Source organism: Salipiger pallidus (assembly GCF_014643635.1).
GTDB classification, from domain to species: Bacteria; Pseudomonadota; Alphaproteobacteria; order Rhodobacterales; family Rhodobacteraceae; genus Salipiger; species Salipiger pallidus.
On record NZ_BMJV01000005.1, the window covers coordinates 248,475 to 262,643 of the forward strand.

A 14,169-nucleotide genomic window follows, 5' to 3' on the forward strand; every position below is an offset into this window, starting at 1 on the left:
GGCTGCTCCGAAACGGCGGCGCGTCAACGGGTCGTCACCGGGATGCAATCGGCGTTCTCGGCGACGAAGGCCGCGCAGAACCGGCGCGCGTCAGAGATATCCTCGAAGCCCGCAGCGCGCAGGCGGTAGAACACCCTGCCCCCGCTGGTGGCCCGTTCGATCACCCGGTCCTTGCCCTCCATGAACTCGCCGAAGCGGCTGGTGAAGCGATCCCATTCCGACCGGGCGGTTTCAGCGCTGTCATAGGCGCCAAGCTGAGCAAGACGGGTGCCTGCCGGTAAGCTTGCCGGGTCAAGCTCCTGCACTTCGTTCTGAGGGGGGGCAGAGGTCACGGCGGTGACAGCAGCGGCGACCGGGTCGGTCGACAGCGCGGTGGGGCGCGTCTTGGGGCGCAATGAGCGAACCAGCGCCCCGGCGGGGGTGTTGCTGGTGATGATAACCGGCTCGGGATCACCTTCTTCTTCGGCGGCAGCGGCTGCTGCCTCGGCTTCCTGTTCGGCGCCAAGCATGGCCAGAACATCCTCGACGTTTTCGGGCTGCATCTGTGTCTCGTCACTCACCGGCCCAAACGGCGAGGCGTCACCGGCGATCTGGTTGGCCAGCATTTCCATGGGATCGGAATCGCCATCCGCCATGGCCATCTCGCCTCCGTCCTGGCCAAGCTGCGCGGTGGCATCCGGCGCGGGCTGGGCAGCAACTGAGGGTTTCGGCAATTCATCGGCGGGCAGGTCGTCATCGCTCAGACCAAAGCGCGCAGGCGCCAGCAGAAGCTTGTCGGGGACAGGGGTCGCAAGGCCGGTGCCTGCCACGTCATTCACCGCGAGGCCCTGGTGGTCCGCCAGCATTCCGCCCGGGTTTTCGGGGGCAACGCGCATGGGTCCCTCCATGGCCTGCACCACTGGGATGCCTGTCACGTCGCGCACGAGAAGCTTGTAGCCCCAGACGCCCACGCCGACGACCAGCGCGAGCGAGATCGCCGCGCCGGCCCAATTGGCCATGTTCGCTGCTCTGAATCCCTTCGGCGCCTGCTGGTCCGCAGGCCCGTGATAGGTGAATTCCGCCATGTCTGCCTCGCTGTCCGGCACCCTTGGGCGCCGGCGGTCTGCCCGTCCACCAATGGCGGCGCGGCGTCTAGGCTCAGCGCATTTCGTCCATCGGGGTCACGCCCAAGATACCAAGACCGGCCGAAATGACAACCGCGACGGACCGGGCGAGCGCGATTTTGCGCTGAGAGGTTTGCGCGTCATCCTGAAGGAAGCGCAGGCCCGGTTCGTCATGGCCGCGGTTCCACAGACCGTGCAGGTCCGAGGCCAGTTCGTTAAGCCAGATCGCGACCTTGTGGGGCTCATGGCCCTTGGCTGCGATCTCCACGAGGCGCGGCCATTCCCCCAGCTTTTTCATCAGCCCCAGCTCTGCCGCGTGGTCGAGCGAGGACAGGTCCTGCGCCTTGAGCGTGGCATCGGACACGTCGACCCCTGCGGCATCGGCCTTGCGCAGCACCGAGCAGATCCGGGCATGGGCGTATTGCACGTAGAAGACCGGGTTTTCCTTGGACTGCTCGATCGCCTTGTCGAAGTCGAAGTCGAGGGGCGCGTCGTTCTTGCGCATCAGCATGACAAAGCGGGTGACGTCCGGGCCCACTTCCTCGACCACGTCACGCAGGGTGACGAAGGTCCCTGCCCGCTTGGACATCTTGAAGGGCTCGCCGTTCTTGAAGAGTTTCACCAGCTGGATGAGCTTGATGTCGAGGGGCGTCTTGCCATCGGAGAGCGCCGAAACGGCGGCCTTCATTCGCTTGACATAGCCGCCGTGGTCGGCGCCGAAGACATCGATCAGCTGGTCGTAGCCGCGGATCACCTTGTCGTAATGATAGGCGATATCGGGCGCAAAATAGGTCCATGCGCCGTCCGATTTCATGATCGGGCGGTCCACGTCGTCACCGTGTTCGGTGGACTTGAACAGCGTCTGCTCGCGCGGCTCCCAGTCTTCGGGCAGCTTGCCCTTGGGCGGCTCGAGCGTGCCGCGGTAGATCAGGCCCTTGGACTTGAGGCTGTCGATGGCCGCCTCGATCTTTCCGGTGCCGTAGAGCGACTTTTCCGAGAAGAAATGGTCCATTTTCACGCCCAGAAGCGCGAGATCCTCTCGGATGAGGTCCATCATCGCCTCGGTGGCGTAGGCGCGCACCTCTTCGAGCCAGACCGCCTCGGGCTGGTCCACGTAGGCATCGCCAACCTTTTCTTTGAGCCGTTCGCCCACCGCGACGAGGTACTCGCCGGGATAGGTGCCATCGGGGAACTCGACCTCGTGACCATGCGCCTCGAGGTAACGCAGGTAGACCGACCGCGCGAGCACGTCGACCTGTGCACCGCCGTCGTTGATGTAGTATTCACGCGTCACATCGTAGCCTGCGAAATCGAGCAGGCTGGCCAGCGCGTCGCCAAAGACCGCGCCGCGGGTATGGCCCACGTGCATCGGGCCTGTCGGATTGGCCGAAACGTACTCCACGTTGACCTTCGCGCCCTGCCCCATGGGCGAACGGCCGAAATCGGTGCCCTGCTGCAGGATCGTGGCGGGCAGGCCCTGCCAGAGAGACGGCGCAAGGCGCAGGTTGAGGAAGCCCGGACCCGCGACCTCCGCCGAGGTGATGCGGTCGTCGGCGCCGATCTTGGCGGCCAGCGCATCGGCGATGTCGCGGGGCTTCATCTTCGCGGGCTTTGCAAGCACCATGGCGGCATTGGTGGCCATGTCCCCGTGCAGCGGGTCGCGGGGCGGCTCCACCGTCACGGGCGCGGTGTTCAGATCGCCCGGCAGGGTGCCTTCGGACTGAAGCGCCTCGATCGCGTCAAGCACGAGCGCACGGATATCGGTGAAGAGGTTCATCTGTCGCGTCTCCTGGGAAGTTGCGCTTCCTGTACCACTTCGAGGCGTGGCGTCAAATATCCCGGTCCGTGCAAAGTCTCTTCATGCAAAGTCTCAATGCAACTCCGCGCGCCGTCCCGGCGTTATGGCAATGACGGTCGCCAAAGGGCGGCCCCATGAACACGGCCAAAAGGAGCACGACATGATCCGCAAGAGCGCATCCGCCAACTGGAAAGGCAGCCTCACCGAGGGCACCGGAACCATTTCCACCGAATCCGGCGTTCTCGACGCCGTGAACTACGGCTTCAAGAAGCGCTTCGAGGGCGAGCCGGGCTCGAACCCCGAAGAGCTGATCGGCGCGGCGCACGCGAGTTGCTTCTCCATGGCGCTGAGCATGATCCTTGGCGATGCCGGGTTCACGGCCGATGATATCTCGACCAAGGCGACCATTTCCATGGACAAGGAAGGCGACGGCTTTGCCATCAAGGGCAGCCACCTCGAAGTGACCGCGGTGGTGCCAGGCGCCTCCGCCGAGGACTTCGCCGAGGCGGCAAATGCTGCCAAGGAAAACTGCCCGATCTCGAAGCTGCTCGACACCGACATCACGATGGACGCCAAGCTGGCCTGATCTTTCGTGGCCTCGCGGGCAATGCCCGCTCGGTAACAGCAAAACGGCGCCCGCTCACACGGGCGCCGTTTTTTTTGTGGGGAGGCTTCGACTTTGCCCGGCGGAGCGCCTGTGACAGGGCAGAATGGGGGCGCTGCCGCCCTTGGCTTCGCCAATTCCCCCCCGGCGTGTTTTCAAACAGAAGAAGACGGGCGGCGCACAGATATTCCGGCGCGCCGTGGTGTCATGCAGAGGTCGGTCGCGGTCTTCTGCATCACGTCCGCGAGCGACACTCGTACCGGATCACGCATGAGAGTGAGCGCACCTCTTTCAGTCGAAGGCCTTGAGGCGCTTGACGAGGCTCGAAGTGTCCCAGCGGCCCCCGCCCATGGACTGAACGTCCTTGTAGAACTGATCCACAAGCGCGGTGACGGGCAGCGAAGCACCGATCTCCTCGGCGGTGGCGAGGCAGATGGCGAGATCCTTGCGCATCCAGTCCACCGCGAAGCCGTGGTCGAACTTGTCATCAAGCATGGTCTCGTGACGATTGACCATCTGCCACGATCCGGCAGCGCCACCGCCGATCACCTCGACCACCGCGCGGCCGTCGATGCCCGCCTTCTCGGCGAAGGCCATGCCCTCGGAGAGGCCCTGCACCAGCCCCGCGATGCAGATCTGGTTGACCATCTTGCACTTCTGCCCCGCACCGCTGTCGCCGATACGCTTGCAGAGCTTGGCATAAGCGGCGATCACCGGCTCGGCCATGTCGTAATCGGGTTGGTCGCCGCCGCACATCACTACGAGCTGGCCATTTTCCGCGCCGGCCTGCCCGCCGGACACCGGCGCATCCACGAAACCGAAGCCCTCGGCTTTGGCGATGGCGTAAAGCTCGTGCGTCACCGCAGAGCTGACGGTGGTGTGATCGACGAAGATCGCGCCCTCTGACATGCCAGCAAAGGCGCCATCCGCACCGGTGCAGACCTGCCGCAGGTCATCGTCGTTGCCAACGCAGGCCATGACGAAATCCGCGCCCTCGGCGGCTTCGCGCGGGGTCGGGGCCATCCGGCCGCCGTGCTGCTGCGCCCAGGCATCGGCCTTGGAGGCCGTGCGGTTGTAGACGGTGACCTCGTGACCGGCGGCCGCAAGGTGGCCCGCCATCGGGTGGCCCATGACCCCCAATCCAAGAAATGCGCATTTGGCCATGGCTCTTCACCCCTTTGTCATTGCAATGCCTTTGCCGGGACTGTCGCGTCTCGCCCGCCCCTTGGCAAGGGGGCGGCAGCGCGGTAAGCCCCGTGGTCAAGCGTACAGAACCGGGACGGGCCCCATGGCGACACTCTTCCGCTGGCTTCTTCGGCTGGCCTCGGCGGCGATCTTCCTGTCGGTGGTCGGCGTGCTGCTGGTCTATTACCTCGCCTCGCGGTCTCTGCCCGACTACAACGAGACGCTGACCACCGGTGGCATCAGCGCCGAGGTCGAGATCGTGCGCGACAATGCCGCCGTGCCACATATCTTTGCCACAAACGACGAAGATGCGTTCTACGGTCTCGGCTATGCCCATGCGCAGGACCGGCTGTGGCAGATGGTGATGCTGCGCCGTACCGTGCAGGGCCGCCTGTCCGAGGTGTTCGGGCGGCGGACGCTGGACACCGACATGCTGCTGCGGCGGCTGGACCTCTACACGCTTGCGACACGGTCGGTAGCCTCGCAATCACCCGAGGCAACAGCAGCGCTGCGCGCCTATGCCGCCGGCGTCAACGCCCGCATCACCGAGATCAACGAACAGAGCCTCGGGCGCGGCGCGCCGGAGTTCTTCGTCTTCAATGCCCCCATGGCGCCGTGGCAACCTGCCGACAGCATCGCTATCGTCAAGCTCATGGCACTGCAGCTGTCGGGCCAGTTCCGGGACGAGATCCTGCGAGCCCAGACCGCGCTTCTGCTGCCTGACCCGGACCGCCTGCAGGACATCCTTCCCGACATCCCCGGCAGCGGCACTGCCGCACTGCCCGAATACGCCAGCCTCTTCCCCGGCAAGGCGATGCCGCGCTATGCCTCGGCAGACGATCAGGGCGTCTGGCCGGTGCCCGAGCGCGGCCTTGCGGGTGCCTCCAACGTCTGGGCGGCTGCGCCGTCCCGCTCGGCCGGGGGCGGCACGCTGTTGGCCAACGATCCGCACCTGGGCTTCACCGCGCCCTCGACCTGGTATCTCGCGCGGCTGAACCTTGCTTCGGGCGGTGTCATCGGCGGCACAATCCCCGGGGTTCCGGCAGTGATGCTGGGCCGGTCCGAAACCCTCGCCTGGGGGATCACGTCGTCCTACCTCGACGATCAGGATCTCCACATCGAGGAGCTCAACCCCGAGAACACCCAGCAATACCGAACCCCGGACGGCTGGGCCGAGTTCACCACCCGCCGCTCCATCGTCGAGATCGCCGGCGAGGCCCCCGTCACCGTCACCCTGCGCTGGACCGAGAACGGCCCCGTGCTGCCCCGCTCGCGCTTCGATCTCGAGGCGATCACCCCGCCGGGCCACGTGGTCAGCATGAACTGGACGGCGCTGTCGGCCGAGGACACCTCGATGACCGCGGCGCTTGACCTCATGCATGCGCAGACCGTGAACGAGGCGCTGGAGACGACGCCGCTCTATGTTGCGCCGTCGCAGATGCTGACGCTGACCGACAAAGACGGTATCGCCATGAAGCTGATAGGTGCCATGCCGTCGCGTGATCCGCGCCACCAGAGCCAGGGCCGCCTGCCCAGCCCCGGCTGGATCGAGGCGAACCGCTGGCAGGGCATGCTGCCTGACAGCGCCAACCCGGTCTGGACCGATCCCGAGGGCGGCATCCTGGGCAACACGAACAACAAGATCATCGACCGCCCCTTCCCCATGCATGTCAGCTTTGACTGGGGCGACAGCCAGAGGGTCATGCGCTGGAGCCAGCTCATGCAGGGGCGGCAGGTGCACACCCGAGACAGCTTTATCGAAGCGCAGCTCGACACCGTGTCCCCGGCGGCGCGCACCCTGCTGCCGTTGATCGGGCGCGACCTGTGGTACACGGGCGAAGCGGCTCCGGACGGCACCCCGGAACGCCAGCGCCAGCGCGCGCTCGATCTGCTGGCCGATTGGAACGGCGAGATGAACGAGCATCTCCCCGAGCCGCTGATCTACGCCGCCTGGGTGCGCGCCCTGCAGGACCGGCTGATCCGCGACGAATTGGGCCCGCTTGCGGACCGATACACCCACGTGGAGCCACTGTTCATCGAACGGGTGTTCCGTGATGTCGACGGGGCCGCCACCTGGTGCGACGTGATCCGGTCGGTCAAGGAAGAGACCTGTTCCGACATCGCGCGTATGGCGCTGGACGATGCGCTGGTGTGGATCGGCGAAACCTACGGCACGCAACTGGAAAGCCTGCGATGGGGCGATGCCCACCAGGCGGTGCACAAGCACCAGGTGCTGGGCGACATCCCGGTGCTGCGCTATTTCGTCAACATCCGCCAGAGCACCTCGGGTGGAGATTTCACGCTCGAGCGCGGGGTCAGCGCCGGCACCGGTCCCGAGCCATTCCTGAGCGTGCATGGCGCGGGCTACCGGGGCGTCTACGACTTCGCCGACCCGGATTCGTCGGTCTTCATCAACGCCACCGGCCAGTCCGGGCATTTCCTGTCGCGACACTATGACGACCTTGGCACCCTGTGGCGGCGTGGTGAATACATCCCTATGTCACTGGACGAAGACCTCGCCCGCGCGGCCTCCATCGGTGTGACCCGGCTCGAGCCGCGATGAGCGGCGCGGCGCAGCTGGGCAAGGACGAGGCCCGCGCCATCGCGCGCGCGGCGCTGGCGGATCTGGGCGAGGACGGGCCGTGGGGCCTTGGCTGCCTCAAGAACCGCGAGCATCCGCTTCCCGAGCAGGTGTTCTGCGCCGCCACCCCGTACCGCCGTATCGCGGTGAAGGTCTACGCCCCTGCCAGCGCAGGCAAGGCCCGGGCGCAGGCGGATCGCCAGCGTGTCGTGGCACAGGCGGGTATCGCGCCGAAGGTGATCTTTTTCGACGACGCCCGGCTGGTGCTGGGAATGGCCTACGTGGACACGCCGAACCTTCGGGCGCTCTGGCCGCATCAAGGCGCATCGGGACAGCTCGATCTTCTGGAAGCGGCGGGCCGGTGGCTGCGCCGGCTGCATGACCTCGAGGCACAGCCCCACCCGTTCCGCCCCAGGGGCCATGTCTCGTGGATGGAGCGGGTGCTGGCCTGGCAGGCGGACGGCACGCGGAACTACCCCGATGCCAAGGACTTCGCCGCCGAGGCCGAGGAACTGACCGCAATGGCCCCCGCCCTGCGCGGCCTGCCCGCGTGGCGGGCGGTCACCCACCGCGACCTTCACCTGTCCAACCTGCTGGCGACTGCCGAGGGCGTCATCGGTTTGGACTACGAGAATGCGAAACACGACGAGCCTCTGCGCGATCTGGTCACCCTGCTGATCGACGCCATGGCCGAGGCCGGCGATCACACGCCTCGGTCCATGGCCGCGGCCCTGTCGAAGGGTTACGGGGCCTGCGAAATCCCCGCCGAGGCGGTGCTGTTCCTGCAACGGACCTTTGCGCTGGGAGAATGGTCGCGCACGCCTGAAAGCGCGTCGGTGGCGCAATCGGCGCGCTACTATGCGGCACGGGCCGTCATCTCGGCGGACGCGCCGCTGTTCGGCTAGGCTCAGCTGTCCTCGCCCATGGCCTCGCGCATGGCTTTGGGCTTGAGCAGCAGAAGCGCGCCGGAGGCCAGCAGCCACAGGCCGAAGGTCATGACGCTGGCAAGGATCGCGGTTTCGACCCTGTCCAGGGCCAGCATGTCGATGTCGGAAATCAGCGACAACCCCTCCACGATCGTGAAGGTCAGCAGCGTCACGCCGGTGAAATTGCTGCGCGGAATGAACCGGAAGGCCAGCGGGAAAGCCGCAAGCGCCAAGGCGATCACTCCGAAGCTTGGCAGCGCCAGCGCACTGACACCAAGCGCCATGAGCGTGCCCAGCACGGTCGCCAACACCCGCTTGATGCTGCGCCCGAGGATGCCGCCGTAGGGTGGCAGCGCCATGATGACGAAGGTCAGCGGCAGCCAGAACCCGTGTTCGCCGAAGAAGTGCTGCCCCGCCCACACCGTGGCCACGAGGCCGATGCCGAAGACCGCGCCGAAGGTAAAACTGTAGGTGCGGCTCTGCCGGCCCTGGGCTTCGGGCTCCTTGATGCGGCTGGCGATGGCGGTGACAGCGATGCTCCAGATCATGCCCGCGAGGTAGAGCGCGAACAGAAGCGGCAGATCATCCGAGGGCAGCAGAGGCGAGGTGAAAAGGCACCATGTCAGCACTGCCCGCATGGCCGGTCGCGCAAGGCGGTGATGCGCGGCGATGGCGGTCATCACCGCAAGGCAGCCCGCCACCATCAGCGCCATGACCGGGTTGCCGATGGCGACCATGCCGCCAAGGCCTGTGGTCAGCGTCGCCAGAAGCGCGACGGGCGCGCCCCCCTCCTTGCTGGCCAGATGTGCGGGCATGGCCGCGGCAAAGGCCGCCATGCCCACGGGCCCGAAGATCGACACCGCGATCAGCGGCGCCACCGGCACCGCCAGCATCAAGATGCCCACGTCGGTCCAGCCCATGGGCTGGGGGCCGTCCAAAAGCCATGACGTCAGCCGAGTCGACGCGCTCGAGCCGGAAGTTGAAGGAGGCTCTGACTGGGAGCCCGACGGCCCTCCCGATGCCTGACCTGATGCGAGGCCCGATCGCTGGCCCGATCGCTGACCTGTTGCGCGGCGGTCCGTCACCGGATCAGAGCGTTTCGAACTGTGCCCGGTCCTTGGCCGACCAGCGCACCGACAGGTGGAAGCCGTCTTCGCCCTGCGTCTCGGACTGAACGAGGCCCTTGCCGAAGAGCCAGGACCGGCGCTTGCCGTCGTCAAAGCTCAGCACCAGCGTTTCCTCGACGGTCTCGCCCTGCAGCCGCTCGGTCACCGCCTCGAGCATCTCGGGCAGGCCATCGCCAGTAAGGGCAGAGACCGCAAAGATGTCGTCTTCACGCGCTGCCCGCGCCAGAAGTGCCTCGCGGGTGTCTGCATCCAGGCGGTCGGTCTTGTTCCACAGCTCGATGCGCGGCACCTCTGCAGGCAGCCCCAGCGAGGACAGGATGCTTTCAACGTCGCGTGCCTGCTCTTCGGTGTTGGGGTGCGCAATGTCGCGCACATGCACGACGATATCCGCGGCCAGCACCTCTTCGAGCGTGGCGCGGAAGGCCGCGACCAGTTCCGTCGGCAGATCCGAAATAAAGCCCACGGTGTCGGACAGGATCACCTCGAGCCCGGTGGGCAGGCGCACGGCCCGCATGGTCGGGTCGAGCGTGGCAAAGAGCATGTCCTTGGCCATCACGTCGGCGCCGGTCAGGCGGTTGAACAGCGTTGATTTCCCGGCGTTGGTGTAGCCCACCAGTGCAACGATGGGGAACGGAACCTTTGCGCGCGCCTTGCGATGCAGATCACGGGTCTTGACCACCCGGTCGAGCTGCCGGCGCAGTCGCACCAGCTGTTCGTCAATGGCACGGCGGTCCGCCTCGATCTGCGTTTCGCCAGGGCCACCGACAAAGCCAAGCCCGCCCCGCTGACGTTCAAGGTGGGTCCAGGCCCGCACGAGGCGCGTGCGCTGGTAGGACAGCGCCGCCATCTCGACCTGCAGGACACCCTCGCGAGTGGCGGCTCGGTCCGAGAAGATCTCGAGGATCAGCCCGGTGCGGTCGAGCAGCTTCACCTTCCACTGCTTTTCAAGATTGCGCTGCTGGACCGGGCTCACGGGGCCGTCGACGAGCACCAGCTCGATCTCGTTGGCCTCGATATGCGCCTTCAGCTCTTCGATCTTGCCGGTGCCGAAAAGATGCCCGGGGTGCGGGTCGCGCACGGGCACGACATCACCTCCCACGACATCGATGTCGGGGAGTGCAGCTGCCAGTGCAACGGCTTCTTCGAGCGCCATCTCCGCATCGCGGCGATCACGGTCCGAGCGAATGTCGGGATGCAGGACCCATGCGCGGGTCACGTGCTTGTCATGTTCGTTCAATCGTTGCCGCCGTCGCCGTCGTAAAGGTTGATGGGCTGCGAGGGCATGATGGTCGAAATCGCATGCTTGTAGACAAGCTGAGATTGCCCGTCACGACGCAGAAGCACGCAGAAATTGTCGAACCAGGTGATGACACCTTGCAGCTTGACCCCGTTGATCAGGAAAACAGTGACCGGAACCTTTGTCTTGCGCACATGATTTAGGAATGCGTCTTGCAGGTTTTGTCTGTCCGAAGCCATTGATATTGCCTTTGTTCTTGCGATCGCCAAATGGCGATTTTCCCCTCTTTCGGGCGAGTATGGAGGCAGCATCCGGGAACTTCCAGTGCAAAAATCAATGCCTTGTTCGAATGACACGGGACCGATGCAGCTGTGCCAAAGAGGCTTGCAAGGGCTCAATCGCGCCAGATGCCGGGGGTAAGCAGCACGATGATCGCCATCAGTTCGAGCCGCCCGAGCACCATGGCCGCGCCGAGGGTCAGCTTCGCCCAGTCGCTAGTCTGGGCAAGCGTGACCGGCGCTTCGCCCGCGGCACGGATGAGCGGGCCGCAGTTGGTCAGTCCCGCCACGGTAAGCACCATCGCGTTTTCGAAATCGAGCCCGAGGATGGCGAACATGAGCGAGAATGCCGCCACGGACATGGCAAACAGCATGAAGAACACCCAGGCGATAAGCGCCCCCTGCCGCCTCATGCGCCGCGCGGTCACGCCGGAGTGGCCGATCGAATGGGGATGCACCAGACGCTCCAGCTCGCGCCGGCCGGCGACGAACAGGGCATAGATGCGCAGCAGCTTCACGCCACCGGCGGTGGTGGCGACCCCGCCCCCCACAATGGACAGCCCCATGAGGATCAGCCCCGGCGTCGGCAGCCCCGACCAGCCCTGCGCCTGCACCCAGTCGGCGCTCACGAAGCCCGTGGTCGACAAGAAAGACAGCGCGGTGAAGACACCGCCCCAGAGCGCCCGCAGCGCCATCAGCAGGTTCTGTTCTTCGCCCACGTCAAAGGACGCGATCCAGTGGCGCAGGAACAGTACCACCGGCACCAGTGCAGCAATGGCGAGGCCCATGCGGAACTCGGGATCCTTGCGCAGTCCAGGGCGGTTGACCGCGCCGGTGTCCCCCGAGAAGGTGAGCCGCGAGAGCGAGAAGAACAGGAAGCAGAACAGGATCATCTCTCCTGCCATGCCGGACCCGGCGGCCTGCGGTCCGCCAACTGGCGAGATCCCCGAGGTGGACATGGTGGACATGGCATGGCTGATCGCCACGAGGGGCCGGTCGCCTGCCACCATCAGCATGATCCACAAGGCCAGCGTCAGCCCGCCGTAGATCGGCACCAGTGCCCGCGACGCGGTCATCAGCCGTTGCGCCGGGTCGGACGTATCACGCCGGGCGGCGCCGGCATCGACGCTCTGGCCCGGCTCTCCGCTGGCGGTGATCTCGAAGCCCCCGAGGGTGAGCGGCGCGAGGATCGCCACTGCCGCGACCCATGTGAGCAGCCCGCCCATCCAGCCGACCTGCGCCCGCCACAGGTGTTCGGCATCCGACAGCCGCGCCGGATCAAACAAAGTGGCACCGGTGGTGGTGAAGCTCGACACCATCTCGAAGAAGGCGTTGAGATAGGTGGTGGTGCGCACTGCCTCGTGGAACGGCACCGCCATGACTGCGGGCAGCAGCACATAGGCCGCCAGAAGCGCAAAAAGCTGTCGCGATGGCGTCGTATTGTGGCGCCGCGTGCCCTGCGCGATGGCGATGAGCGCGGTCAGCACCATGCCCACAAGCGCCGCGTAGAAAAAGCTGCGGGCATCGTGGTATTGTTCCTGCGCAAGCGACACCGCCGCCGGCAGGATCATCGCCGCGCTGGCGATGCCCGTGAGCAGCAGCAGCAGAGGCATCCGGGTGAGCGCGCCCATCCCTGCCTCAGAAGAAGTCGATGGAGACCTGGAGCAGGCGTTCCACCTGCGCCACGTCCTTGGTCAGAGCAAAGATGACCACCCGGTCGCCGTCCTCGATCCGGGTGTTGCCGGTGACACGGACGACCTTGTCCTCCTTGCGCACGGCCCCCACGAGGACACCCTCGGGGAAGTCGATCTCTCGGATGCGCTTGCCGGCCATGGACGAGGTGGAGAGCACCTCGGCCTCGATCACCTCGGCCTCGGCGTCGCCGATCGAATAGACCGACCGCACCCGCCCGTGGCGGATGTGGCGCAGGATCGACGACACGGTGGTGGAACGCGGGTTGATCCACGCATCGACGCCCAGCGGCTCCATCAGCGGGATCAGCGTGGGATCGTTGACGAGGGCGATGGCCATGGGGCAGCCGGCGGACTTGGCGCGCACCGCGGCAAGCATGTTGGTCTTGTCGTCGTCGGTGACGCAAAGCACCGCGTCGGCCCGGGTGATGCCCGCCTCGTTGAGCAGCCCCATATCAAGCCCGTCGCCGTGCAACACAATGGTCCGCTCAAGCGTGTCCGCGGCCTGTTCGGCGCGCCGGCGGTCTCGTTCGATGACCTTGGCGCGGATGCGCTCGGTGCGCTTTTCCAGCGCGCTGGCCACGGCAAGACCGACGTTGCCGCCGCCAAGAACGACCACCCGCTCCTGCTTCTTGTGATGCTTGCCAAAAATCTCGAGCGTGCGGCCAACGTCCTCGCCGTGCACCAAAAGATAGACGGAGTCGCCAACGAACAGCTGGTCGCGGCTTTCGGGGGCAAAGAGCGTACCGTCACGACGCACGCCCACCACCACGGCGCGCAGGGTCGAAAACAGGTCCGACAGCTGCCGCAGGGGTGTGTTGACCACCGGGCAATCCTCTTCGATGGTCAGCCCCAGAAGCTGGGCCTTGCCGTCAAGGAAGGTCTCGGTATCGAAGGCCGCCGGAGCCGACAGGCGCTGCAACGCCGCCTCGGCGACCTCGCGTTCGGGGCTGATCACCACATCTATGGGCATGTGGTCGCGGCGGTAGAGGTCCGAATAGATCGCCGTGAGATAGCTTTGAGAGCGCAGGCGCGCCACCTTGCGCGGAATGGCAAAGACCGAGTGGGCCACCTGGCAGGTAACCATGTTGACCTCGTCGGAATGGGTCGCGGCGATGATCATGTCCGCGTCCTTGGCCCCGGCCCGCTCGAGCACGTCCGGGTAGGACGCGAAACCGGCGACCCCTTGTACATCGAGCGTGTCGGTGGCGCGGCGCACCAGTTCGGGATTGTTGTCTACGACGGTGACGTCGTTGCGTTCACCCGACAGATGGCGGGCGATCTGCCAGCCGACCTGACCTGCGCCGCAGATGATGACCTTCATGCGTTCCTCGCGGTAGGGCCCCTTTCCGGGCCGTTCTGGGATAACGGAATGACACGCGGCTGCCGGGTGGTCAACGTGCAGGCTCCGCAAGCCGCCCCGCGGCGCAGCTGCGGCCCCCAAGGATGTTGTGGACTTCGGCATGCAATCGCAACCATCCCCTCAACTTACCGAGCAGCGTGGTGCCGCCTTTTCCAGCTGGAAAAAGGCGCACGTGCCGCGGCGTAGCAAGAAGGGGAGCACTGGCCGGGACGGAAGGGCCGCAGTTCGGGAGGGGGTGGAAGCAACGCTGCCTGCCGCAGCGACGAGAGGCGCTGC

Annotated in this window: 11 protein-coding genes; 3 read left to right on the top strand and 8 right to left on the bottom strand. The window is 66.0% G+C overall.

Going from position 1 to position 14,169, the window contains the following annotated elements:
* Positions 1-23: 23 nt before the first annotated feature.
* Both IEX41_RS13305 and argS read right to left on the bottom strand, forming a co-directional pair.
* Positions 24-998, bottom strand: coding sequence for an SPOR domain-containing protein (locus IEX41_RS13305; RefSeq protein ID WP_229673210.1), 975 nt, complete (start codon positions 996-998; stop codon positions 24-26).
* Positions 999-1,137: 139 nt separating this feature from the next.
* Positions 1,138-2,880 carry an arginine--tRNA ligase gene (gene argS, locus IEX41_RS13310; protein ID WP_188790743.1) on the bottom strand — a complete coding sequence of 581 codons (1,743 nt, stop codon included), beginning with the start codon at positions 2,878-2,880 and terminating at the stop codon, positions 1,138-1,140.
* A gap of 181 nt (positions 2,881-3,061) precedes the next feature.
* Between argS and IEX41_RS13315 the strand changes: the two genes are divergently transcribed.
* The gene (locus IEX41_RS13315) at positions 3,062-3,487 is read left to right on the top strand and encodes an OsmC family protein (RefSeq protein ID WP_188790744.1); all 426 of its coding nucleotides are present in this window, start codon (positions 3,062-3,064) and stop codon (positions 3,485-3,487) included.
* Positions 3,488-3,796: 309 nt separating this feature from the next.
* Here the strand turns inward: IEX41_RS13315 and IEX41_RS13320 are convergent, their stop codons facing one another.
* Entirely contained in the window at positions 3,797-4,669 is an 873-nt protein-coding gene (locus tag IEX41_RS13320) for an NAD(P)-dependent oxidoreductase (RefSeq protein WP_188790745.1), read from the bottom strand.
* Between the two features lie 124 nt (positions 4,670-4,793).
* On the opposite strand from IEX41_RS13320, the gene IEX41_RS13325 reads away from it, so the two are divergent.
* Together IEX41_RS13325 and IEX41_RS13330 are read left to right on the top strand one after the other, a co-directional pair.
* The gene (locus IEX41_RS13325; protein ID WP_188790746.1) at positions 4,794-7,253 is read left to right on the top strand and encodes a penicillin acylase family protein; all 2,460 of its coding nucleotides are present in this window, start codon (positions 4,794-4,796) and stop codon (positions 7,251-7,253) included.
* The gene (locus IEX41_RS13330; protein WP_188790747.1) at positions 7,250-8,176 is read left to right on the top strand and encodes an aminoglycoside phosphotransferase family protein; all 927 of its coding nucleotides are present in this window, start codon (positions 7,250-7,252) and stop codon (positions 8,174-8,176) included. Before IEX41_RS13325 ends, IEX41_RS13330 begins: the two co-directional genes overlap by 4 nt.
* A 2-nt stretch (positions 8,177-8,178) precedes the next feature.
* Here the strand turns inward: IEX41_RS13330 and IEX41_RS13335 are convergent, their stop codons facing one another.
* From IEX41_RS13335 to trkA, 5 genes are all read right to left on the bottom strand, one after another.
* Positions 8,179-9,117 (bottom strand): FUSC family protein, encoded by a 939-nt coding sequence (locus IEX41_RS13335; RefSeq protein ID WP_188790748.1) that lies wholly within the window; start codon positions 9,115-9,117, stop codon positions 8,179-8,181.
* A 169-nt stretch (positions 9,118-9,286) separates the two neighbouring features.
* Positions 9,287-10,540 carry a GTPase HflX gene (hflX, locus tag IEX41_RS13340; RefSeq protein WP_188790749.1) on the bottom strand — a complete coding sequence of 418 codons (1,254 nt, stop codon included), beginning with the start codon at positions 10,538-10,540 and terminating at the stop codon, positions 9,287-9,289.
* Between the two features lie 17 nt (positions 10,541-10,557).
* Positions 10,558-10,800, bottom strand: coding sequence for an RNA chaperone Hfq (gene hfq, locus IEX41_RS13345; protein WP_017467235.1), 243 nt, complete (start codon positions 10,798-10,800; stop codon positions 10,558-10,560).
* A 155-nt stretch (positions 10,801-10,955) separates the two neighbouring features.
* Positions 10,956-12,470 (bottom strand): TrkH family potassium uptake protein, encoded by a 1,515-nt coding sequence (locus tag IEX41_RS13350; RefSeq protein WP_188790750.1) that lies wholly within the window; start codon positions 12,468-12,470, stop codon positions 10,956-10,958.
* Between the two features lie 7 nt (positions 12,471-12,477).
* A complete protein-coding gene (trkA, locus tag IEX41_RS13355) occupies positions 12,478-13,854 on the bottom strand; it encodes a Trk system potassium transporter TrkA (protein ID WP_188790751.1) in 1,377 nt (458 codons plus the stop codon).
* Positions 13,855-14,169 lie beyond the last annotated feature (315 nt).

Excerpts from the sequence above, each read along its gene's own strand:
- IEX41_RS13305 (WP_229673210.1), bottom strand. The coding sequence starts at position 998 with ATGGCCAATTGGGCCGGCGCGGCGATCTCGCTCGCGCTGGTCGTCGGC.
- argS (WP_188790743.1), bottom strand. The coding sequence starts at position 2,880 with ATGAACCTCTTCACCGATATCCGTGCGCTCGTGCTTGACGCGATCGAG.
- IEX41_RS13315 (WP_188790744.1), top strand. The coding sequence starts at position 3,062 with ATGATCCGCAAGAGCGCATCCGCCAACTGGAAAGGCAGCCTCACCGAG.
- IEX41_RS13320 (WP_188790745.1), bottom strand. The coding sequence starts at position 4,669 with ATGGCCAAATGCGCATTTCTTGGATTGGGGGTCATGGGCCACCCGATG.
- IEX41_RS13325 (WP_188790746.1), top strand. The coding sequence starts at position 4,794 with ATGGCGACACTCTTCCGCTGGCTTCTTCGGCTGGCCTCGGCGGCGATC.
- IEX41_RS13330 (WP_188790747.1), top strand. The coding sequence starts at position 7,250 with ATGAGCGGCGCGGCGCAGCTGGGCAAGGACGAGGCCCGCGCCATCGCG.
- IEX41_RS13335 (WP_188790748.1), bottom strand. The coding sequence starts at position 9,117 with ATGGGCTGGACCGACGTGGGCATCTTGATGCTGGCGGTGCCGGTGGCG.
- hfq (WP_017467235.1), bottom strand. The coding sequence starts at position 10,800 with ATGGCTTCGGACAGACAAAACCTGCAAGACGCATTCCTAAATCATGTG.
- IEX41_RS13350 (WP_188790750.1), bottom strand. The coding sequence starts at position 12,470 with ATGGGCGCGCTCACCCGGATGCCTCTGCTGCTGCTGCTCACGGGCATC.
- trkA (WP_188790751.1), bottom strand. The coding sequence starts at position 13,854 with ATGAAGGTCATCATCTGCGGCGCAGGTCAGGTCGGCTGGCAGATCGCC.